General features: G+C 71.1%; 22 protein-coding genes. 8 read left to right on the plus strand and 14 right to left on the minus strand.

The genetic code is table 11. The annotated features are described in order from the left end of the window. Nucleotides 1–2: 2 nt before the first annotated feature. The 3 genes from EV670_RS04685 to EV670_RS04695 form a co-directional block, all read right to left on the minus strand. Nucleotides 3–1,820: an aminopeptidase P family protein gene (locus EV670_RS04685; protein ID WP_130430618.1), complete on the minus strand. Its 1,818-nt coding sequence runs from the start codon at nt 1,818–1,820 to the stop codon at nt 3–5. 79 nt (nt 1,821–1,899) lie between these two features. Further along, complete coding sequence (locus EV670_RS04690) at nt 1,900–3,258, minus strand: NAD(P)/FAD-dependent oxidoreductase (RefSeq protein ID WP_130430619.1); 1,359 nt, start codon at nt 3,256–3,258, stop codon at nt 1,900–1,902. Next, nucleotides 3,258–4,676, minus strand: a complete 1,419-nt coding sequence (locus EV670_RS04695; protein WP_130430620.1) for a TAXI family TRAP transporter solute-binding subunit — start codon at nt 4,674–4,676, stop codon at nt 3,258–3,260. The genes EV670_RS04690 and EV670_RS04695 overlap by 1 nt, the downstream gene beginning before the upstream one ends. A 119-nt stretch (nt 4,677–4,795) precedes the next feature. On the opposite strand from EV670_RS04695, the gene EV670_RS04700 reads away from it, so the two are divergent. Further along, on the plus strand, nt 4,796–6,082 hold the full coding sequence (locus EV670_RS04700) for an EAL domain-containing protein (RefSeq protein ID WP_165393236.1): 1,287 nt from the start codon (nt 4,796–4,798) through the stop codon (nt 6,080–6,082). A 6-nt stretch (nt 6,083–6,088) separates the two neighbouring features. On the opposite strand, the gene rarD is transcribed toward EV670_RS04700, so the two are convergent. Together rarD and EV670_RS04710 are read right to left on the minus strand one after the other, a co-directional pair. Further along, complete coding sequence (gene rarD / locus EV670_RS04705; RefSeq protein WP_130430937.1) at nt 6,089–6,964, minus strand: EamA family transporter RarD; 876 nt, start codon at nt 6,962–6,964, stop codon at nt 6,089–6,091. A gap of 35 nt (nt 6,965–6,999) precedes the next feature. After that, nucleotides 7,000–7,356, minus strand: coding sequence for an FKBP-type peptidyl-prolyl cis-trans isomerase (locus EV670_RS04710; RefSeq protein WP_130430622.1), 357 nt, complete (start codon nt 7,354–7,356; stop codon nt 7,000–7,002). Nucleotides 7,357–7,495: 139 nt separating this feature from the next. On the opposite strand from EV670_RS04710, the gene EV670_RS04715 reads away from it, so the two are divergent. Continuing rightward, the gene (locus EV670_RS04715; RefSeq protein WP_130430623.1) at nt 7,496–9,229 is read left to right on the plus strand and encodes a long-chain fatty acid--CoA ligase; all 1,734 of its coding nucleotides are present in this window, start codon (nt 7,496–7,498) and stop codon (nt 9,227–9,229) included. Between the two features lie 94 nt (nt 9,230–9,323). Then, entirely contained in the window at nt 9,324–10,628 is a 1,305-nt protein-coding gene (paeA, locus tag EV670_RS04720; protein WP_130430624.1) for a polyamine export protein PaeA, read from the plus strand. A gap of 15 nt (nt 10,629–10,643) precedes the next feature. Here the strand turns inward: paeA and EV670_RS04725 are convergent, their stop codons facing one another. The 6 genes from EV670_RS04725 to EV670_RS04750 form a co-directional block, all read right to left on the minus strand. After that, on the minus strand, nt 10,644–10,928 hold the full coding sequence (locus EV670_RS04725) for a GNAT family N-acetyltransferase (RefSeq protein WP_130430625.1): 285 nt from the start codon (nt 10,926–10,928) through the stop codon (nt 10,644–10,646). A 59-nt stretch (nt 10,929–10,987) separates the two neighbouring features. Further along, the gene (locus EV670_RS04730) at nt 10,988–11,320 is read right to left on the minus strand and encodes an EF-hand domain-containing protein (RefSeq protein WP_130430626.1); all 333 of its coding nucleotides are present in this window, start codon (nt 11,318–11,320) and stop codon (nt 10,988–10,990) included. 95 nt (nt 11,321–11,415) lie between these two features. Further along, complete coding sequence (locus EV670_RS04735) at nt 11,416–11,958, minus strand: chromate transporter (protein WP_130430627.1); 543 nt, start codon at nt 11,956–11,958, stop codon at nt 11,416–11,418. Next, nucleotides 11,955–12,557, minus strand: coding sequence for a chromate transporter (locus EV670_RS04740; RefSeq protein WP_130430628.1), 603 nt, complete (start codon nt 12,555–12,557; stop codon nt 11,955–11,957). Before EV670_RS04740 ends, EV670_RS04735 begins: the two co-directional genes overlap by 4 nt. Beyond that, nucleotides 12,554–13,921, minus strand: a complete 1,368-nt coding sequence (locus tag EV670_RS04745; RefSeq protein WP_130430629.1) for an Hsp70 family protein — start codon at nt 13,919–13,921, stop codon at nt 12,554–12,556. Before EV670_RS04745 ends, EV670_RS04740 begins: the two co-directional genes overlap by 4 nt. A gap of 18 nt (nt 13,922–13,939) precedes the next feature. After that, nucleotides 13,940–14,794: an acyl-CoA thioesterase gene (locus tag EV670_RS04750; protein WP_130430630.1), complete on the minus strand. Its 855-nt coding sequence runs from the start codon at nt 14,792–14,794 to the stop codon at nt 13,940–13,942. 164 nt (nt 14,795–14,958) lie between these two features. Between EV670_RS04750 and EV670_RS04755 the strand changes: the two genes are divergently transcribed. Further along, entirely contained in the window at nt 14,959–15,498 is a 540-nt protein-coding gene (locus EV670_RS04755) for a hypothetical protein (RefSeq protein WP_130430631.1), read from the plus strand. A gap of 18 nt (nt 15,499–15,516) precedes the next feature. On the opposite strand, the gene EV670_RS04760 is transcribed toward EV670_RS04755, so the two are convergent. Then, nucleotides 15,517–16,062 carry an SRPBCC family protein gene (locus tag EV670_RS04760; RefSeq protein ID WP_165393237.1) on the minus strand — a complete coding sequence of 182 codons (546 nt, stop codon included), beginning with the start codon at nt 16,060–16,062 and terminating at the stop codon, nt 15,517–15,519. Between the two features lie 128 nt (nt 16,063–16,190). Here EV670_RS04760 and EV670_RS04765 point away from each other — a divergent pair, with 128 nt between their 5' ends. Genes EV670_RS04765 through EV670_RS04780 form a run of 4 tightly spaced genes read left to right on the plus strand, consistent with a single transcriptional unit; the run spans nt 16,191 to nt 19,460 of the window. Continuing rightward, nucleotides 16,191–17,213 (plus strand): methionine synthase, encoded by a 1,023-nt coding sequence (locus EV670_RS04765; RefSeq protein ID WP_130430938.1) that lies wholly within the window; start codon nt 16,191–16,193, stop codon nt 17,211–17,213. 13 nt (nt 17,214–17,226) lie between these two features. Next, nucleotides 17,227–17,691 (plus strand): cupin domain-containing protein, encoded by a 465-nt coding sequence (locus EV670_RS04770; protein ID WP_242616836.1) that lies wholly within the window; start codon nt 17,227–17,229, stop codon nt 17,689–17,691. Between the two features lie 14 nt (nt 17,692–17,705). Further along, nucleotides 17,706–18,974 (plus strand): saccharopine dehydrogenase family protein, encoded by a 1,269-nt coding sequence (locus EV670_RS04775; RefSeq protein WP_130430634.1) that lies wholly within the window; start codon nt 17,706–17,708, stop codon nt 18,972–18,974. Between the two features lie 33 nt (nt 18,975–19,007). Continuing rightward, entirely contained in the window at nt 19,008–19,460 is a 453-nt protein-coding gene (locus EV670_RS04780) for a hypothetical protein (protein WP_130430635.1), read from the plus strand. 27 nt (nt 19,461–19,487) lie between these two features. Here the strand turns inward: EV670_RS04780 and mnmH are convergent, their stop codons facing one another. Together mnmH and EV670_RS04790 are read right to left on the minus strand one after the other, a co-directional pair. Beyond that, nucleotides 19,488–20,537 (minus strand): tRNA 2-selenouridine(34) synthase MnmH, encoded by a 1,050-nt coding sequence (mnmH, locus tag EV670_RS04785; RefSeq protein ID WP_130430636.1) that lies wholly within the window; start codon nt 20,535–20,537, stop codon nt 19,488–19,490. Then, nucleotides 20,537–21,133, minus strand: a complete 597-nt coding sequence (locus tag EV670_RS04790; RefSeq protein WP_130430637.1) for an SRPBCC family protein — start codon at nt 21,131–21,133, stop codon at nt 20,537–20,539. The genes mnmH and EV670_RS04790 overlap by 1 nt, the downstream gene beginning before the upstream one ends. Between the last annotated feature and the right edge of the window lie 297 nt (nt 21,134–21,430).

Consider the following 21,430-nt stretch of genomic DNA (forward strand, 5'->3'; position numbering starts at 1 on the left):
ACTCAGATTGCCTCGGTGCGCTCGCGCAGCCAGGCCAGCGCGGCGCCGTCGACCAGCGGCGCCAGCCGCTCGCGCACCACATGGTGGTAGCTGTTGAGCCAGTCGCGCTCCTCGCCGTTGAGCAGGGCCAGGTCGATGCAGCGGGTGTCGATCGGGCACAGCGTCAGCGACTCGAACTCCAGGAACTCGCCGAACTCGTCGGCCGGGGCTGCCACGTTGAACACCAGGTTCTCGATGCGCACGCCCCAGCGGCCGGGCCGGTAGAGGCCGGGCTCGATGCTGGTGATCATGCCGGGCTCCATCGCCATCTCGGGCGTGGGCACCGCCTTGCTGATGCTCTGCGGGCCTTCGTGCACGTTGAGGAAGTAGCCCACGCCATGGCCGGTGCCGTGACCGTACTCCAGGCTCTGGGCCCAGATCGGCGCGCGCGCGATCGCGTCGAGCATCGGGCTCGGCGTGCCTCGCGGGAAGCGGGTGCGCGACAGCGCGATCGTGCCCTTGAGCACCAGCGTGTAGTCCCGCTTCATCGCCGCTGAAGGCGTGCCGATCGGCCAGACGCGGGTGATGTCGGTGGTGCCGCCGAGGTACTGGGCGCCGGAGTCGATCAGCAGCAGGCCGTCGGCCACCACGCCGTTCGGCGTCGAGATCAGCGCATGCGAGTCGGGCGTGGCGCGGTAATGCGGCATCGCGCCGTTGGCGTTGAAGCCGGCGATGACCGGAAAGCTCAGGCTCACGTAGCCCGGCTGCTTCGCGCGCTCGGCCGAGAGGTGTTCGTCGATCGTCAGCTCGCTGATCTGCTGCTTGCCGAGCGCGGACTCGAACCAGGCGTAGAAGGCGCACATCGCCGCGCCGTCGCGCGCCATCGCCTCGCGGATGTGCACCGCCTCGGCCGCGCTTTTGCGGCTCTTGGCGAGCGTGCTGGGGTTGATCGCCTCGACCACCGGCACGCCGGCCGCCACCGCCTCGCGCAGCGCCAGCGTGACGCGCCTCGGATCGAGCAGCAGCACCGCGTCGGCCGCCAGCGCGGCGAGCGCGGTGCGCGCGTTCTCGTAGGGTCGCAGTTGCACGCCGTCGGCGGCCAGCCGCTGCCCCAGCGCGGCGTCGATCTTGCCGGCACCGATGAAGAGCTCGACCTGGCTCGGGCCGATCAGCGCGTGGGCGAGGAACACAGGGTTGTAGTCGACGTCGGCGCCCCGCAGGTTGAACAGCCAGGCCAGGTCGTCGAGCGTGCTGACCAGATGATGCGTGGCGCCGCGCGCGGCCATGGCCGCACGGACGCTCGCAAGGCGTTCGCCGCGGCTCTCGGTGGCCTGCGGCGCCAGGTGTTCGTAGACCTTGGCCGCCGGCAGCGCCGGACGCTCGGGCCAGGCCAGGCCAACCAGGTCCAGATCGGTGCGCAGCACCACGCCGGCCGCTTCGAGCGTGGTTCGCAGCGCGCCGGCGGCGGCCAGGCCGATCACCGCGCCGTCGACCGCCACGGTCTGGCCGCGCGGCGTGTTCAGGGCCAGCCATTGCACGTGTTCGGTGCTGGCGCCGGTGGCGATCTTCACCAGTTCGATGCCGCTGCCGGCCAGTTCGGCCTCGGCCTGCACCCAGTAGCGGCTGTCGGCGAACAGCGCCGCGCGCTCGGGCGTGACGACCAGCGTCGCCATCGAGCCGGTGAAGCCCGAGAACCAGGCGCGGCCCTGCCAGTGCCCCGGCAGGTACTCGCTGAGATGCGGATCGCTCGACGGGATCAGCACCGCGGCCACGGCGTGTTCGGCGAGCGCCTCGCGCAGGTGGTCCAGGCGCAGGCGGATCGGGGAGGTGAGGGTGTCCATGGCGGTTGCGGTTCCTTGAAGGCCCTGGTCGGGCCGGGCGCTGCAGGGCCGGGTCGGCCGCGAGCGCAACTCGCCGATTTTAAGTGGCCGGTCCGGACGGTGCCGCCGGCGGGCTTTCGATCACGATCCGCGCCCGGCGTTCGAAGCTGAAGTAGGCCCAGGCCCAGTCGCCGAGCACCAGCATCCGGTTGCGAAAGCCGATCAGGAAGTACAGGTGCACGAAGAGCCAGAACAGCCATGCCGGCAGCCCGCTGAAGTTCAGCCGTCCGAGCCGCGGCAGCTCGACCGTCGCCACCGCCGAACTGCGACCGATCGTGGCCAGCGAACCGTAGTCGATGTAGCGAAATGGCTTGGTCGGCTCGCCCTGCTCGCGGCGGCGGATGTTGGCCGCCGCGGTGCGCCCCATCTGCTTGGCCGCCGGGCTGACGCCGGGCACCGGCACCGACTCGCCACGTGCGTCGACGCTGCGCGCGGCGGCGAGGTCGCCGATCACGCTGATCTCGGCGTGGCCGGGCAGGCTCAGGTCGGGCTCGACCAGCACCCGGCCGGCGCGGTCGAGCGTGCAGGCGGTGGCTTGCGCCAGCTGGCGGCCAAGCGGTGAGGCGGCCACGCCGGCGGCCCAGATCACGGTGTGCGCCGGCAGCCGGTGCTCGCGGTCGCCGTTGTCGCCAGCCCGGCGGTAGTCGAGGCCGGCGTCGTCAATCGCCGTGACCTGGGCCCCGGTCAGCACCTCGACGCCGAGCGCCGCCAGCTGCGCCTGCGCGCGTGCCGAGAGCCTTTCGGCGAAGGCAGCAAGAACCCGCGGCCCGCCCTCGAGCAGCACGACGCGGGCGCTGTGCGGGTCGATGCGACGGTACTCGCCGCGCAGCGTGTGGCGCGCGATCTCGGCCAGCACGCCGGCCATCTCGACCCCGGTCGGGCCGGCACCGACCACCGCGAAACTGAGGTCGGCCGGGTCGACGTCGCCGGCCTGCGCGGCGTTGCGCTCGGCGCGCTCGAAGGCGAGCAACACGCGCCGGCGGATGTCGAAGGCGTCGGCCAGGGTCTTCAGGCCGGGCGCGTGCGCGGCCCAGTCGTCATGGCCGAAGTAGCTGTGGGTCGCGCCGGTGGCCAGGATCAGGTGCTCGTAGCCGACGCGCTCGTGGCCGTCGATGACGACGCAGCGCACCGCGGCATCGACCGCCGTGACCTCGCCCATCAGCACCGTCAGGCGGCCGCTGCGCATCTCGCGTCGCAGCACATGGCGGATCGCGCCCGAGATCGACGGCGCCGACAGACCCGCGGTCGCCACCTGGTAGAGCAGCGGCTGGAACAGGTGATGGTTGCTGCGGTCGACCAGCGTGACCTCGAAGCCATCGCGCACCAGCGCGCGCGTGGCCTCGAGGCCGCCGAAGCCGCAGCCGACCACCACCACATGGGGACGCGACGGGCTGGCCATCAGGCGGCAGGCGCCTCGGGCCGGGCGCCGCCGAGCGCGATCAGCCGCTTGCGCACCAGCTGGATGTGGCCGCGCAGCGCGTAGAGCTCGTCGGCGTAGGCCAGCGGCACCTTGACGCGGTCGACCCGGGCGTCGAGCGCGTCCAGCTCGCGCCGCAGCCGTGCCACGTCGACGCTGCGCTCGGCCGCGAGCCGGGCCTCGATCTGGCGCAGCCGGCCGTACCAGCGAAACACCTTGGAGCGCACGCGCAACTCGTAGAGCGGCGGGATCACGCGCGACAGCGGGATCAGCACGACGATGATCGAGGCCAGCACCACCCACATGCGGTCGACCAGGTTGGCGACGCCGAAGGGCAGGTGCCGCTGGAGCATCGGCGGCCCCGACTGGTAGAAGCGCTCGGCCTCCTTCGACAACGTGAATTCGACGTTGCGCGGGGTCGGGAACTCGCCGCGGCGCTGGAACCAGCCCGCTTCGCCGTGGATGCGCCGCGCGGCCTGCACGAAGAGCTGTTGCAGCGCCGGATGCGAGCTCTCGCGAGCGACCATCATCGCGGTCGGCGCCACCAGGTGCACGTCCTGCGGGGGCAGATCCTGCGCGAGGTCGATCACGCCGCGCGGCAGCGTCACGCTGGAGAGCACCGGCACCCGCCGCGTGTAGGCCTCGGCCTGCACAAAGTCGAGCAGGCCCACGCCCGGGGTCTGCAGCAACATGCGCACCAGCGGTGACTCGGGCGCCGAGACGAACAGCAGCGCGTCGATCTCGCCATCGATCAATGCCACCACCGCCGGCGTCGGCGGCAGTTGCGCCAACGTGAGCTGTTGCGGCTCGAGGCCGCTGGCATCGAGCAGGCGCAGCGCCAGGTTGGCGGCGCCGCTGCCCGGCGCACCGACGTTCAGGCGCCAGTTTTTGAGCTCGGCCATGCCGTGCAGCTGGGGTCGGCCAAGCAGACGCTTGGCGCTGTCGGTCCGGTAGAACAGCCAGACCGGCTCGTAGAACAGGCTGCCGAGCGCGACCAGGTCTTCGGGCAGCGGCTCGTCGGGCTGGCGCAGCCGGTCGGCGCCGCCCTGGACGAAAGCGAAGTCGACGCCGGAGTCCGGATCCTCCAGCAGCTTGAGGTTCTCGGCGGCGCCGGCCGAAGGGCGCAGCGTGACCTCGATGCGCTGGCGGCGCAATTGCTCTCGATACTGCTCGCCGAAGGCGGCGTAGGCGCCTTGCTCGGGGCCGGTCGCCAGCGTTACCTGGCGCGGCGGGCGGGGGTCGAGCAGCCAGTAGGCGAGCAGCACCAGCAGCAGGCCGAGCAGCAGGAAGGCCGCGCTGGTGGCCAGCAGCGGCCGGCTCGATGCATCGCCGCCATCGCCCGGCGGCGCTTCGTCGGTGTCGGCCGAGGCGGTGGGATCCGGTGCAGCTTCGGTGTTCATGGCCGGTCATTGTGGGCCGCGCCACGCGCCCGGGCGTAGGCCAACCGTCAGCCACGCGGGCGGGGCGCGGGCCGGATGTTGCAGACTCGGGCTGTCAGCATTGCAAAATGCCCCTACAGATGTCCCTCGAACGCCTTCTCGACGTATCGCCTGCCTCCTCGTTTGCAGCCATCCGCGACCGACTCCTGGATCAGGCCGGTGCCGTCGTTGCCGAAGATGCCGGGCTGCTGCTGCGCAGCCACTTCCAACCGATCTTCAGCCTGTCGCACGGGCGGGTGGTGGGGCACGAGGCCTTGCTGCGTGCCACCGATGCCAGTGGCCGCGCGGTGGCGCCTCCGCAGTACTTCGGCTGCGAGAGCTTCGAGACGCTGCTCTGGCGCGATCGGCTGGCGCGCAGCGTGCACGCCGCCAACTACCTGCGCATGGCGCAGCCGCACCAGCGACTGTTCCTGAACCTGCATCCGCAGGTGTTCCTGCGCGCGGCGCAGCTCGAGGCGGACGGCTTCCAGGAGCAGTGGTTCGAGCACTTCGGCCTGCGCGGCGAACAGCTCGTGATCGAAGTGCTCGAGGACGCGCTGGGCGACGCACACGACTTCGATGCCGCGGTCGAGTACACGCGGCGACGGGGTTGCCTGATCGCGCTCGACGATTTCGGCGCCGGTCACAGCAATTTCGACCGCGTCTGGCGCCTGCGCCCCGAGATCGTCAAGCTCGATCGCTCGCTGGTGGCGCGAGCGGCGCGCGAGCGCCAGGCCTTCAGGATCGTCAGCCAGATGGTGTCCTTGCTGCACGAGTGCGGTGCGCTGGTCCTGATGGAGGGCGTCGAGACCGAGGTCGAGGCCTATGTGGCGATCGATACCGACGTCGATCTGGTGCAGGGCCGTCATTTCGCCGACTCGGGCTCGAGGCTGGCCGCCGACGCCGAGGCGACCGCGGTCATCAGCCGCGCCTGGGCAGCCTTCGAGCGTCGCTGGCGCGACGATCGAGACTGGCGCGTGACGCGCATCCGGCCCTACCGCGATGGCCTGCTGGCCGGCGCGGCCTTGCTCGGCGCCGGCCAGCCGCTCGCCGTTGCTGCCGCCCAGTTGCTGGCGCTGCCGCAGACCCAGATCTGCTACCTGCTCGACGAGAGCGGGCGCCAGATGGGCCTGGGCGTGCGCGCGCCGGAGGCACCCGAGTACTCGCGCTCTATGGTGCCGGTCGAGGCCAACGACGGTGCGCGCTGGTCGCGCCGTGCCTACTACCGGCGTGCCATCGACGCGGTCGGCAAGGTGCAGGTCACGCGACCGTACCGCACGGTCGACGGGCTGCACCAGTGCGTCACCGGATCGATCGCCTTTCCGGTGCAGGTCGACGGCCAGCAGCAGTTGCGCGTGCTGTGCGTCGACGTTGCCTACGACGGCTGAGTTGACTCAAGCCGTGGTTCGACGGCTGCGCCACCAGCTCTCGAAGCTGTAGAGCGCGAGCGCGGCCCAGATCAGCGCGAAGCCGATCGCCCGGTCCGGGCCGAAGGCTTCGCCGAACAGCAGCACGCCGAGCAGCAGTTGCAGCGTCGGGCCGATGTACTGCAACAGCCCGAGCAGCGAGAACGGGATGCGGCGCGCGCCGGCGGCGAAGAGCAGCAGCGGGATCGCGGTGATCGGGCCGGCGGCGGCGATCAGCGCCTGGGTGCCGATATCGCTCTGGACGAACACCGCGGTTCCGGCTGCGCTCCACCACCACAGCGCGGCAATCGCCAGCGGCCCGAGCAGCAGCGTCTCCATGGCCAGGCCCTCGAGCGCGCCCAGTGGCGCGGTCTTGCGCAGCAGCCCGTAGCTGGCAAAGCTGCAAGCCAGCACCAGCGCGATCCACGGCGGGTGGCCGGCCTGCCAGGTCAGCCACAGCACGCCGAGCGCGGCCAGCGCCACCGCGGCCCATTGCGCACGCCGCAGCCGCTCGTGCAGGAACAGCGCGCCGACCAGCACGTTGACCAGCGGGTTGATGAAGTAGCCGAGGCTGCCCTCGACCACGCGGCCGTTGGTCACCGCCCAGATATAGACGAACCAATTGAGGGCGATGACCGCACTGCTGGCGGCGAAGGTGGCGACGGTGCGCCGGTCGCGCAGCGCCGCCGGCAGCCACCCGAAGCGGCGCTGCCAGCCGAGGATCGCCATCACGAACAGCAGCGACCACGCCACCCGGTGCGCCAGCATCTCAAGCGGCGGCACCTGCTGCAGCGCCTTGAAGTAGAGCGGGAACAGCCCCCAGCAGACGTAGGCCAGCGCGGCCTGGAGGATGCCGGTCTGCATCAGGCGGCGGTCGTGGGCCGCCGCCGGTGAACGGTTCAACGCAGGCCGAGCAGGTCGACCTCGAACAGCAGCGTCGCGTTGGGCGGGATCACGCCGCCGGCGCCGCGTGCGCCGTAGCCGAGCGCGGCCGGGATCAGCAGGCGGCGCGTGCCGCCGATCTGCATGCCGGCCACGCCCTCGTCCCAGCCCTTGATGACCATGCCGGCGCCGAGATCGAACTCGAAGGGCTGGCCGCGGTCCTTGCTGGAATCGAACTTGGCGCCGGTGGCACCGTCCTTCCACAGCCAGCCGGTGTAGTGCACGCGCACGGTCTGGCCGGGGGTGGCGGTGGCCCCGCTGCCGACGCTGGTGTCCTCGAAACTCAGGCCGCTCGGGGTGGTGGTCATGCTCATGATGCTGTCTCTTTGGTGACTCGCGCGCTGCGAATGAAGAATGGGTTGTGATGTTGCAACCGGCCGGCAGCATAGCCTGTGCCGCTGCGTAAGATCGTGCCGCCATCCGGGCCATCGCAGCCCGTTGCAGGAGACAAGCATGAGTGCATTGCCCACCGATCGCCCGCACCTGAAGCATTGGCCGCGGCGCTTGCCGCGCGCGCTGTCGATCCCGTCGACCACGCTCTGGTTCAACCTCGAGACCGCGGCGGCGCGCTTTCCGGACAAGCCGGCCTACATCTGCTTCGGCAAGGCGCTCAGCTACCGCGAACTGCATGCGCAATCGCTGGCGCTGGCAGGCTGGCTGCAGCACGAGGCCGGCGTCAAGAAGGGCGACCGGGTCGTGCTGTTCATGCAGAACTGCCCGCAGTTCGTCGCCGCCTACTACGCCATCCTGCGTGCCGACGCGGTGGTGGTGCCGGTCAACCCGATGAACAAGGCCGACGAGTTCGGCCACTACATCGTCGATCCCGATGCGCGAGTGGCGATCTGCAGCGCCGACCTGGCGCAGGCGGTCGTCGCGCCGGCCAACGCGGCACTGCCCGAGGCGCAGCGCCTGCAGCACCTGCTGGTGGCGCGCCATGCCGACGCGCTGCCCGATCGCTACGAGCCGGGCCTGGCACCGCCGCCGGCGATGGGGGCCTGGCTACGTGCGGACGTGGCACTGCCCGATGCCGCGGCGGCCGGCGGCGCGCGCTGCACGCGCTGGTCCGAGGCCGTTGCCGCGGCTCACGCGCCCGGCCCGCACACCGCTCTGCCCGACGACATGGCGATGCTGCCCTACACCTCGGGCACCACCGGCCTGCCCAAGGGCTGCGTGCATACCCACCGCACGCTGATGAGCAACACCGTCGGTGGCCAGTGGGCGCATGCCGGCGCCGAAGCCGTGAGCCTGGGCGTGGTGCCGATGTTCCACATCACCGGCATGGTCTACGGCGTGCTCGCCGCGGTCTATGCCGGCGCGACGGTGGTGCTGATGCCGCGCTGGGACCGCGAGCTGGCCGGGGCGCTGATCTCGCGCTATCGCGTCACGCACTGGGTCTGCATCCCGACCATGATCATCGATCTGTTCGGCAGCCCCAACTACGCCCAATTCGATCTCTCGAGCCTGCGCAACCTCTCGGGTGGCGGCGCCGCGATGCCGGCCGCGGTGGCGCAGCGCCTGCTCGACGAGTTCGGCATCGCCTTCGGCGAGGGCTACGGCCTGACCGAGACCGCGGCACCCAGCCATGGCAACCCGCCCGAGCGCGTCAAGCAGCAATGCCTGGGCATGCCGATCTTCGGCGTCGACTCGCGCGTGGTCGACCCGATCACGCTGCAGGAAATGCCGATCGGCGAGGTCGGCGAGATCGTCACCCGCGGCCCGATGGTGTTCAAGGGCTACTGGAAGCACCCCGAGGCCACCGCGGCGGCCTTCGTCGAACTGCCAGCCTTGCCGGGGCACAAGTTCTTCCGCACCGGCGACCTCGGCCGCATGGACGAGGACGGCTACTTCTTCCTCACCGACCGCCTGAAGCGGATGATCAACGCGAGCGGCTTCAAGGTCTGGCCGGCCGAGGTCGAGTTGATGCTCTACAAGCACCCGGCAGTGCAGGAGGCCTGCGTGATCGCCACCCGTGACGCCTACCGCGGCGAGAGCGTCAAGGCGGTGGTCGTGAAGCGCCATGACCGCCAGGACGTGAGCGCCGAGGAGATCGTCGCCTGGGCGCGCGAGCACATGGCGGCCTACAAGTACCCGCGCGAGGTGGAGTTCGTCGACGCGCTGCCGAAGTCGGGCGCCGGCAAGGTGCTGTGGCGCGTGTTGCAGGACCAGGAGGACCGGCGCACGGGCTGAGTCGCCGGGCCGGCGGCGCCCCCGCATTCGCGCCGTGCTGCAGCACCTCGTTGCGGCCGGCGCGGCCGGTGCGCCCCGTACACTGCCGCGCACCATGAGCCCCGCCGCCAGCCTGCTCCTGATCGCCGGCCTGATCCTGGCCAGCGCCTTCTTCTCGATCAGCGAGATCTCGATCGCCTCGGCGCGCCGCATGCGGCTGCGCCAGCTCGCCGACGACGGCGACGAGCGCGCCGCGCGCGTGCTCGAACTGCAGGAGCAGCCCGGGCGCTACATCACGCTGGTGCAGATCGGCCTCAACGCGGTGACGATCCTCGGCGGCATCGTCGGCGAGGGTGTGTTGAGCCCGGTCTACACGCGCCTGCTCGAACGCGTGGTCGAACCCGCGACGGCGCAGACGCTGGCTTTCCTGATCTCGTTCTCGACCGTCACCGCGCTGTTCCTGCTGTTTGCGGACCTGTTTCCCAAGCGCGTGGGCATCGTGCGACCGGAGCAGGTGGCGATGCGCATCGTCGGTCCGCTGAGCTGGCTGATCGCGCTGCTGGCGCCGCTGGTCTGGATCTTCGAGCGCCTGGCCGATGGCATGTTCAAACTCTTCGGCCTGCCGCAGACGCGCGACGACCGCGTGACGCACCACGACATCCTCGCGATGGCCGAGGCTGGAACCGCCGCCGGCACCATGGACGAGCACGAGCAGCAGGTCATCGTCAACGTCTTCGAACTCGAGACGCGCACGGTGGAGAGCGCGATGACGGCGCGCAGCAGCATCGTCTGGTTCAACAGCGATGACGCGACCGAGCTGATCCGTGCGCGCATCGCGGTGGAGCCGCACTCGACTTACCTGGTCTGCAACGGCTCGATCGACAAGCCGGCCGGCTATGTGGATGCCAAGGACCTGCTCAGCCGCATGATTGCCGACAAGCCGATCGCGCTCACCGAGCCCGGCCTGCTGCACAAGGTGCTGATCATTCCCGACCGGCTGACGCTGGCCGAGGTGCTCACGCAGTTCCGCACCGTGCGCGAGGACTTCGCGGTCATCATGAACGAGTACAGCCTGGTGGTTGGCGTCATCACGCTCAACGACGTGATGAGCACCGTGATGGGCAGCATGGTCACGCCCTACCCCGAGGAGCAGCAGATCGTGCAGCGCGACGACGGCTCCTGGCTGATCGACGGCGTGACGCCAGTGCCCGACGTGCTGCGCGCACTCGACCTCGACGAGCTGCCGCACACCGGCCAGTACGACACGCTGGCCGGCTTCATGATGGTGATGCTGCGCCGCATCCCGCGCCGCACCGACGTGGTCGAGCACGCCGGGCTGCGCTTCGAGGTGATGGACGTGGACGACTACAAGATCGACCAGGTGCTGGTGACGCGGGTGGTGGGGGCGCCACCAGCCTGAGTCCGTGTGCGGCGATCAGGCCGCGAGCAGGTCCTGGGTCTCGGGTCGCCGGCGCATGTAGGCCGCGACGTAGCTGCACACCGGCCGTACCTTCAGCCCCTCGGTTCGCGCCCAGTCGAGCGCCGCCTGCACCAGTTGCGCCGCGATGCCGCGACCCTGCAGCGAGGGCGGCACCAGGGTGTGCGGCAGCACCAGGTGGTGACCCTGGCGCTGGTAGTCGCAGACGGCCAGCTGGCCGTCGATGGTGGCCTCGAAGCGTTGCGCCTCGAGGTTGTTGCGGATCGCGAGTGCTTCGGTCATGGGGACACGGCGGGTGGCGGGACTCCAGTGTGCCCGCGCCGCCGCCGCGCTGCTGGGAGTCAGCTCGTCGGGCCGCTGGCCGCCGGTCCCGGGCGCGTGCCGCGCTGGCCGGCATGCGCCGCCATGAAGGCACCGACCTGCTGCTGCGTGATGCGGCCGGTCCTGGTGCTGTCGATCTCGTCGAAATGGCGGGCCAGGCGCGGCATGCCGACCTCAGCCTCGGCGCGCGTCAGCGCGCCGTCGCCGTCCTTGTCGGCGGCCCTGAAGCGTTCGGCGAACTTCGCTGCCATCTCGGCGCGGTCGCGGCGGGCAGGTCGGGTGGTCGACGTGTCCTGCGCCAGGACGGGGGCGCTGACGGCGAGGGCGGCCAGCACAAGGGTGAGTCGTTGCATGAAGGTTCCGGATCGTTGGGACGGCACTCAATGTGCGCCGCCCGCGTATCGCGCCCGCAATCGAAGCGTAAAGATCGTTGAAGCGGCGGGCTCGTTCACACCCAGCCCAGCGCACCGGCCAGGCCACCGACGCCGATCAGCACCAGCAGGTGCAGCCGCGTCTTCCACACCGCCAGCGCCGCCAGCGCGGTGAGCGCGAGCGAGCGCCAGTCGGCGCCCGAGGCCGCCAGCAGCCAGCCGGTGGCCAGCATCAGCGCCAGCGTGATCGGCGCCATGCCGAGCTTGAAGGCGCGGATGCTCTTCCAGTCGGCACGTGCCTGGCCGAAGCGCGCCACCGCCAGCGCGATGGTGGTCGACGGCAGCATGATGCCGAGCAGCGTGGCCGCGGCGCCGGCCAGGCCGCCGGCCTGGTAGCCGAGCACGGCGACGAACAGCACGTTGGGGCCGGGCGCGGCCTGCGCGATCGCGATCGACGAGGTGAACTGGGCGTCGGTGATGAGTTGCTGCTCGCCGACCATCCAGCGATGCATGTCGGGCGCCACCGTGATCGCGCCGCCGATGGCCAGCATCGACAGCAGCAGAAAGTGACTGAACAGCGCGAACCAGGTGTCCCAGCCGATCCAGTGAAGCGCCGTCATGGGGACGAATCCCCGAGCCGCTTCCACGCGAGCACGCAGGCCACGATGCCGAGCCCGGGCAGCACATAGCCCAGCGGCCAGCGCAGCAAGGCGATCGCGACGAAGCAGGCGCCACCGAGCGCCAGCACCATTGGCAGGCCAAGCGCGCTGTGACGCAGCGGTCGCGCCAGCCTGAGTGCGCTGCCGATGACCATGCCGGCCGAGACCGCGCCCATGCCGCGCAAGGCGCCGGCCACCGCCGGATGGCTGGCGAACTCGCCGTAAAGCGCGGCCAGCAGCAGCACCAGCACGAGCGGAAACAGCATCATCCCGGCCAGTGCCGCGAAGGCGCCGCGCAGCCCGAACCAGCGGTCACCGACCATCAGCGAGAGGTTGCAAACATTGGGCCCGGGCAGCACCTGGCCCAGCGACAGCAACTCGAGGTACTGCTGCTTGCTGAGCCAGCGCTTCTGCTCGCACAGCATGCGCTGCGCCACCGCCAGCACGCCGCCGAAGCCCTGCATCGCAAGCGCGCTGAAGCTCCAGAACAGGTCGGACGGCGAGCGCGGTGCGTGCCCTTGCGCGTCGTCCTCCGCAGCGATGGGTGCGGGCTCGGTCATCGCGCCGATGCCACGGGCCCGAACAGCCTAAGCGCGTGCAGGCCGAGTCCGCGCGCCACGCTCGACAGGCGGTCGCCGCGCACCGCACGTGCCTGCGGGAAGGCCGCCGCCAGCCGCGCCACCAGCGGCGCCAGGCCGGTCGAGCCGCCGGTGAAGTAGAGCGTGTCGATGCGCGCCGGCGCGAGACCGGCATCACGCACGGTCTGGCGCGCCGCGTCGACGATGCGCTCCAGCTCGGCATCGAGTGCAGCCATCGCCTGCCGTTCGCCAAGGCGCACCGACAGCCCGGCCTCGACCGCATCGAGCGCGATGCGCACCTCGGCTTGTTCGTCGAGTTTGGCGGCGTCGCCATGATGCAGCTGCGCGACGTCGATCTTGGCGGCCTCGGTGCGTGCCGCCAGTTCGTGCCCGAGACGCTCGCGCAGCACCTGCATCAGCCGCCGGTGGTGCGCAGGGTCGGCGTACCAGCTCGCCATGCGCTGCAGCTCGGCCACCCGCGCCGGCGCGTAGACGGTGTTGATCAGGTGCCAGGTCGCGAGGTCGTGGTAGACGGCGCTCGGCACCTCGCGCGCGGCGCGGCCACCGCTGGCCGGGCCGTGCGAGCGGTAGCCCAGCGCCGGCAGCAGTGCCTCGAGCTCGAGCCGGCGGTCGAAGTCGGTGCCGGCCACGTGCACGCCGTGGTTGCCGAGGATGTCGTCGGCGCGCTCGAGCCGGTCGCGCCGTTGCGGCCCCACGCGCACGATCGAGAAGTCCGAGGTGCCGCCGCCGATGTCGGCCACCAGCACCAGTTCTTCATGCGTGCAGCCGGCCTCGTGGTCGAAGGCGGCGGCGATCGGTTCGTACTGGAATGCCAACTCGCGCAGCCCGGCGTCGCGGGCGCAGGCTTCGAGCGCGGCCTGCGCGGTAGCGTCGCGCACGGGGTCATCGTCGACGAAGAACACCGGACGGCCGATCACCGCGCGCGTGACCGAGGCTGCCGGCGAGGTACCCGCCGCATGCTCGGCCGCCGCCTTCAGGTGGCGCAGGTAGCCGGTGACCACGTCGCGATAGCGCAGCGCATGGCCGCCGCCGACATCGGTGCTCTGCTCGAACAGCGAGGAGCCGAGCAGGCTCTTCATCGAGCGCATCAGGCGGCCGTCGTAGCCGTCGACATAGGCCGCGATCGCGGCCCGGCCCACCGCGCGCGGCGGCTCGGCGCCGGGCGCCAGCGGTGGGTGCTCGGCGAAGTAGAAGACCGCGGTCGGCATCGTCGGCTGGCTGTCCTCGAGCACCACGAGCCGGCTGCCGCCGCGCGCGGCCGCATCCGGCACCGCGACCGCGGAGTTCGAGGTGCCGAAGTCGATGGCGCACCAGGACAGGCTCATCGCTTCTTCTTCTGCCTGCTACGCGTAGACCGCGACCACCTGGTAGGCCAGCGCCGCCAGTTCGCCGGCCGGCGTCCAGAGCCGGCCGCGCTGGTTGATGTAGCCATCGGCGGCGGCCAGCGTGTCCATGTCGATGCGCCACGGTGCGCCGGGCTCGATCGCGGCGGTCGGCCGCAGCTCGAGTGCCCAGGTCACCGAGCTGGCCGGCGCGGGGCTGCGCAGCTGGCCGATCGCCGGCGTCGGCGGCACGTCGGCCAGCAGCACGATGAGCACCTCGGGGTGGACCCCGTCATCGTCACGCAGGCGCAGGTACATGCTGGTGTCCCAACCTTGGCCGCCGGTGTAGGGCGGCGCGCCCTCGGCCCAGCGCAGGTCGAAGTGGCGGATGAAGGCCGGCGTCACGCCCTCGATCTGCGGAAAGCGGATCGCCTGCTCGGGGCCGACCGCGATCGCCGGCGCGCGCGGCAGCAGCGCCGGCAGCGTGCTCGAGCGCGCGGCGCCGAAGGTGGCCAGCAGCACCGCGGCCACGGCCTCGGCGCCGCTGGCACCGCGTTGCAGCACGGTGGCCTGCATCTGGCGCGTGTTCTTGCCGGCACGCAGTTGCTGCACCTTCACGGTCGTCTCGCCGGCGCCGACCGGGCCGACGAAGTTGGTCTGCAGCGCGCGCAGCGGCATCGACGTGCCCTCGCTGCAGTCGAGCATCGCCTGCACGCCAAGTGCCGCGATCAGGCCGCCGAAGGTGGTGCGGCCCTGCAACCAGTCGGTGGTGATGGTGAAGCGCACGCCGTCGGCCTCACGCTGGCGCAGCGCCAGCAGCTGGCCGAAGGGATGGAGGGCGGGGGCCGGGCGGTCGGCGGGGGACTGCGGGTTCATGGTGAAGAGGGAAGCGAGTGGTTGCCGGATTATCGAACGATCGTTCTATTTTTGCCGGTCGCCGTGGCGCCGGCGGCCCGCCGGGGCGGTGGCATGATGCGCGCCTCGCGCGGCGGTCGCCGTCTCCTGGCGGACATGCCGCGCGCCGTCATCGAAAGTGCAGCATGAAGTCTCCGATCGTCTCCCGGCCCGCCCGCGGCCTGTTGTTCACCCTGCTGGCGCTGGGCGCCGCCGCACCGCTGCTGGCCGCCGATCCGGCACCCGCCAAGCAGGCCGCCAAGCCCGCCGCGGCCGCGGCCTCCGGCACCGTGCTGACCCTCGGCAAGGGCAAGCCGACCGGCCAGGTCCTGACGCGCGATCAATTGCGCGCCTGCCTCAAGGAGCAGCCGCTGCTCAAGGCTTCCGGCGAGGAGGTGGTGCAGGCCCAGACCGCGCTCGACGCGCGCAAGGCCGAGGTCGACAAGGTCACCGCCGCGATCGCCACCGCGCGCGAGTCGGTCGACACCACCAACGAGCAACAGGTCAACGACTTCAACGCCAAGGTGCGCGAACGCACCGCGCTGGTCGATGCCTACAACGAGCAGTTGCCGGCCTTCAACAAGCAGGCCGAGGCCTACATGGGCCGCAAGGATGCCTGGCAGCGCGACTGCGCCGATCGCCCGTACACCGAACTCGACTACTTCGCGATCCAGCGCGGCAAGTGAGTCGGCGCGCCCCTCGCGTCAGGCGGGCGGCTTCTCGGCGACTTCCTTGAGCTTGTTCAGCCCGGCCTCGAAGTCTGGCCCGATCATGCGGTCGGCGAACGGCGCCATCCAGCGGAACATCGGGTTCTTGCCCATGTCGCCGTTCATCTCCCAGATCACGGTGGTGCCACCGCTGGCGTTGGGGCTGAAGCGGAAGTCGCCGCGGCTGGTGGTGCCGAAGTCGGGGAAGAACAGGTCGTAGCCGAGCCGGCGGCCGGGCTCGGCGGTGGTGAAGCTCATGCGGCCGTCGCCCTCGCTCTTGCTCTGCCACTCCCAGACCGCGCCGCTGCCGCTGTTCGGGCCGCTGTAGCGGATCTGCATGTTCGGGTCGCGCTGGTTCCAGACGCTCCAGCGCTTCCATTCGCGCGGATCGGAGACCAGCGCGTAGAGGCGATCGGCCGGCGCGTTGATCTCGACCTGGCGCGTGACGCGGAAGTTCGGATTCATCAGCAGGCCGCCGATCAGCAGCACCGCCACCACCGTGACAAAGCTGATCAGGAACCACTTGAACAGGTTGCGCAGCATCCGCGTCTCCGATCGGTAGGGAAGATCGGCCGAGCCTAGGGTCGGTGCGCGCTGATGTCCATCGGGACGCTGCCTATCATGCGAGCCACGCACCCCATCGAGGAGAGGCCATGGACTACACATCGCCGCTGTTCCCGACCGCCATTGCCGGCAGCCTGCCCAAGCCCGGCTGGCTGGCCGAAACCAACAAGCTGTGGCCGAAGTGGCGCGAGGAGGGCGCGGCGCTGGCCCAGGCCAAGCTCGACGCGACGCTGCTCTGGCTCAAGGCACAGGAGGACGCCGGGCTCGACGTGGTCGGCGACGGCGAGCAGTCGCGCCAGCATTTCGTTCACGGCTTTCTCGAGCAGGTCGAGGGCATCGACTTCGAGCACAAGGTCGAGATGGGCATCCGCGCCGACCGCTACAAGGCGATGGTGCCGCAGGTGGTGTCGGCGCTGAAGCTCAAGGGCCGCGTGCATGCAGCCGAGGCGCGCTTCCTGCGTGCCCACACGAAGCACCGCATCAAGTTCACGCTGCCCGGGCCGATGACGATCGTCGACACCGTGGCCGACCGCTTCTACGGCGATCGCGTCAAGATGGCCTTCGCCTTTGCCGAGTTGCTCAACCAGGAAGCGCTGGCGCTGCAGGCCGACGGCGTCGACATCATCCAGTTCGACGAGCCGGCCTTCAACGTCTACCTCGACGACGCCGCGAGCTGGGGCGTGCAGGCGCTCGAGCGCGCGGCGCAGGGCCTGAGCTGCACCACCGCGGTCCACATCTGCTACGGCTACGGCATCCAGGCCAACATCGACTGGAAGCACACCCTCGGCGAGCAATGGCGCCAGTACGAGAAGGTCTTCCCGGCGCTGGCCAAGAGCTCGATCAGGCAGGTCAGCCTCGAGTGCTACAACTCGCACGTGCCGCCCGAGCTGATGGCGCTGCTCGAGGGCAAGGACGTGATGGTCGGCGTGATCGACGTCGCCAGCGACGTGGTCGAGACGCCCGAGCAGGTCGCCGACACCATCGGCCGTGCGCTGCAGTTCGTGCCGAAGCAGCGGCTGATCCCCTGCACCAACTGCGGCCTGGCGCCGATGGACCGCGCGGTGGCGCTGGCCAAGCTGCAGGCGCTCGGCCTCGGGGCGGCGCTGGCACGCGAGCGCTACGGCGCATGAAGGGATGAGCGCGATGAGCGAGAAGACGTGGAAGCACGACGGCGTGCAGGTGGTCCGCGCTAACCAGCTCGACCCCAACACCGCCCAGACCCCGGGCATGGACCGCAAGGCGGCGATCACCTTCGCCCGCACCGGCGCCCAGAAGCTGTGGGCCGGCACGGTCCACATCCATGCCAACGCCAAGACCGGCGCCCACCATCACGGGCCGCTGGAGAGCGTGATCTACGTGGTTCGCGGCCACGCGCGCATGCGCTGGGGCGAGCGGCTCGAGTTCACCGCCGAGGCCGGGCCGGGCGACTTCATCTACGTGCCGCCATTCGTGCCGCACCAGGAGATCAACGCCAGCGTCGATGAGACGCTCGAGTGCGTGCTGGTGCGCAGCGACGGCGAGGCGACCGCGATCAACCTCGACATCGAGCCGGTCGAGAAGCCCGAGAACGTGGCATGGATCGACCCGATCCACCGCGCCCCGGATTGAACGAGTGGCGCCCGATGGCCAAGCCTCGTTCCTACGACATCGTCCTCTTCGGCGCCACCGGCTTCGTCGGCCGCCAGGCGGCGCTGTACCTGGCGCAGAAGGCGCATGACCTGCCCGACCTGCGCTGGGCCATCGCCGGCCGCGACCGGGCCCGGCTCGAGGCGCTGGCCGCCTCGCTGCACAACGCCGCCGCGCCGCCGGCGGTGATCGTCGCCGACGCGCTCGACCCGGCCGCGCTGAACCGGCTGGCCGAATCGGCTCGCGTCGTGCTCTCGGTGGCCGGGCCCTTCGCGCGCTTTGGCGACGCGCTGGTCGATGCCTGCGTCGCGCAGCGAACCCACTACTGCGACATCACCGGCGAGACGCCGTGGGTGCGGCGCCTGATCGACCGCCATCACGAGCGCGCCGCGGCCGACGGTACCCGCCTCGTGCCCTGCAGCGGCTTCGACTCGGTGCCTTCCGACCTCGGCGCCTGGTTCCTGGCGCGCGCGCTGCACGAGCGTCATGGCACGCAGGCCTTGCGGATCGAGGGCGTGCACCGCATGCGCGGCGGCTTCAACGGCGGCACGCTGGCCTCGGCGCTGGCGCTGTTCGATGCCGGCGACGCGGCACGGCTGGCAGAGCCCTTCCTGCTCAACCCGGCCGGCACCGTGCCGGTCGATCTGCGCCCACACCGCGACCAGACCACGCCCGAGCGTGACGAGGAAACCGGCGCCTGGCGCGCGCCCTTCTTCATGGGTCCGGTCAACACCCGCGTCGTGCGGCGCAGCGCCGGGCTGCTGCGCGGCACGCAGGGCTCGCCCTATGCCGACGACTTTGCCTACCGCGAGTGGCTGCACCTCGGCCACGGCATGCCGGGCGTGGCGGCGGCCGCGGCCTACGGCGTGGCGACCGGCGGCTTCGCGCTGGCGGCGCGGCTGCCGCCGACGCGGCGCCTGCTGGGCCGGCTCAAGGCGCCGGGCGAGGGGCCGACGCCGGAGCAGATCGAGCGCGGCTCGTTCCGCTGCGACCTGCGCGTGCTCGACGGCGCAGGCCACAAGATGTTTGCCCGCGTCGAAGGCCGTGGCGACCCCGGCAACCGGGCGACCACGATCTTCGTCTGCGAGTCGGCGCTGGCGCTGGCGGTCGATGCGCTGCGGCTGCCGGGCGGCGCCGAGCGCGGCGGCCTGCTGACGCCGGCCATCGCCTTCGGCGACGTGCTGGTCGAGCGGCTGCGCGCGGCCGGCATCACGTTCAGGTTGATCGATGAGGGCCAGGGCGGGCAAGCGGCCGCCAGCCAATGAAACACAGATGGGTGAAGTGAATGGGTGAAGTCAATGGGTGAAGCCAAGCGTCGCAACCGACAGGGCGCGCAGGCAGTGGGCGAACTGCAGCAGCGCATCGACAGCGGCGAGTTCGGCGCCGCCGGGGTCGTCAGTCACTGGTGCGTTGTTCTCGACCGCTCGCCGCGCGGGCGCAGCATCCTGCTCGCGCTGCGCCAGGGCGGACGCTTCCCGGGCCTGGAGCCGCTGTTCGAGGCCGAGCCCTTCCGCTTCTGGGAGGCGTCGGCGCTGTTCGACTTCGTGGTGCTGTGCAGCGGCGAGGGCAGCGCCGATCGGCGCACGCAGCTCGCGGCCGACGAGGCCAAGCTGCTCAAGACCGCGCTGCCGACCGCGCTGGCGCGGGCCGGGTCGGCGCAGCAACGCGCCGGCGTGGTGCTGGCGCTCGACGAGGCGAGCGAAGCGAAGGTGCAGCAGGCGCTGGCGGAGTCGACCTTCCGTTCGCGCTGAGGTATCGAAGCGCTCGCGTCGACCAGTTCAGTCCGCGTCGGCGATGCGCCTTGCGAGCTCCTCGATGCCTGTCTCGCTGAGATCGTCGGTCGCGAAGGCCGGCGCCTTGTCGAGCCCGAGGTAGTTGCGGCCCTGCGAGCGCTCGTACAGCGGGTCGTAATGCCTCTCCATCAGCTCGGCGAACAGCGGCTCCAGCGCGCCTTCCGCGGCCCACTGCTGCCAGCGTGCCAGCGTCTCGTTGGACTGCAGGCCATGCAGTTGCGCCAGCTTGGCCTGCAGGGCGGCGCGGTCGTCGCCGAGGAAGGCGTAGTCGCGCAGCAGGTAGGCCAGGCGCGCCGCCGGCGTGGCTTCGATCTCGACGCAGCGCGCCGCGCGCAGCGGCAGCAGCACCGGGTCGGGCACCGCGATGCGGCCGATGCGGCGGCTCTCGGCCTCGACAAACACCGGCCGTGCCGGATCGATGTTGTCGAGCACCTCGCACAGCAGCGTCTCGAAGCGCTTCTGCGAGGGCTGCTCGACGCCCGGCACCGAGCCCAGCACCGAGCCGCGATGGCCGGCCAGCGCCTCGAGGTCGATGACCTGCTCGCCCAGCGCCGCCAGCGCATGCAGCACCCGCGTCTTGGCGCTACCGGTGGCGCCGGTCAGCACGCGCAGTTCGAGCCGTGGCATGCGCTCGGCGATCTGCGCGATCACGTGCGCGCGCCAGCGCTTGTAGCCGCCCTGCAGTTGCTGTGCGTCCCAGCCCACCAGGCGCAGCCAGTCGGTGAAGCTGCCGCTGCGCTGGCCGCCGCGCCAGCAGTAGACCAGCGGCTTCCAGCTCCTGGGCTGGTCCTTGAAGACCGCGCTTTCGAGGTGGCGTGCGATGTTGCGCGCGACCATCGCGCCGCCGACCTTGCGCGCCTCGAAGGGCGAGACCTGCACGTAGAGCGTGCCGACGATGCGGCGCTCCTCGTCGTCGAGCACCGGGCAGTTGATCGCGCCCGGGATGTGGTCGAGCGCGTACTCGGCCGGCGAGCGGGCGTCGATGACGATGTCGAAGCTCGCGCGGTCTTCGATGCCGGCGCCGCTCTTGGCCATCACTTGCTGGCCGCGCCGGCCTTGGCCGCGGCTTCCTCGTGCATCTTGCGCAGGCTGGCGCGCCACTCGGTCCAGTCCTGCGGCCCGGTCTCGAAGCGCTTCTTCAGGTTGCCGAGCACGCCGCCCCAGGCCCGGTCGAAGTAGGCGTAGGCCTTGTCCCACTCGCCGCCGTCGCCCCAGCCGGTGTGGTGCAGGCTGACGCGGGTCTGCTTGTCGCCGACCGACGCAAAACGCACGACGACGAAGGTGCGCTGCTCGCGCGCCTGCGGCAGGTGCGGCGGCGCGTTCCAGTCGAAGCTCAGCATCTGCTTGGGTTGCAGCGCCATGAAGCGCATCGTGTCGGCGCCCTTGGCGCCGGGTGCCGCGTAGGGATCGATGTGGATGTGGAAGGCGCCGCCGACGCGCGGCTCGATCACCGCCTCGGGCGCGAAGAAGCTGGTGATGCCCTCGCGCGTGGTCCACGCGGCCCAGGCCTCGTCGAGCGAGGCGTCGATGACGACCTCCTTGTCGATGCCGCGCTCGGCCGCCGCTGCGGTGCCGCCGACGAGCAGGCCCGCGAGCAACGCCAGGACGGCGGAAAGAGGGGCGATGCGCATGTTGTTCTCCTCGGCGTGGTGCTTCGCGTGTCGTCGGGCGCAACATCCTAGCGGCAGCGGTTGACGCCGACGGCTCGGGCATGCACACTCGCGGCCCGCATCGGCAAGCACGATGCCCCACCGCCGGCGCCAGCCGCCGGTCCCACCACCCAGCCAAGGAGCGAGCCGCCATGAACAAGCCCATTGCCCCCGCCCTCCGTCGCCCGGCTGGAAGCGTGGTGCGCGACAGCGCCTGACGCGTCGCTCACGGCAGTCGAGGTCCGCTCAACGCGGGCCGGCTGCCGATCCGGATTCTTC

The organism is Rivibacter subsaxonicus, assembly GCF_004217215.1.
Lineage (GTDB): Bacteria > Pseudomonadota > Gammaproteobacteria > Burkholderiales > Burkholderiaceae_C > Rivibacter > Rivibacter subsaxonicus.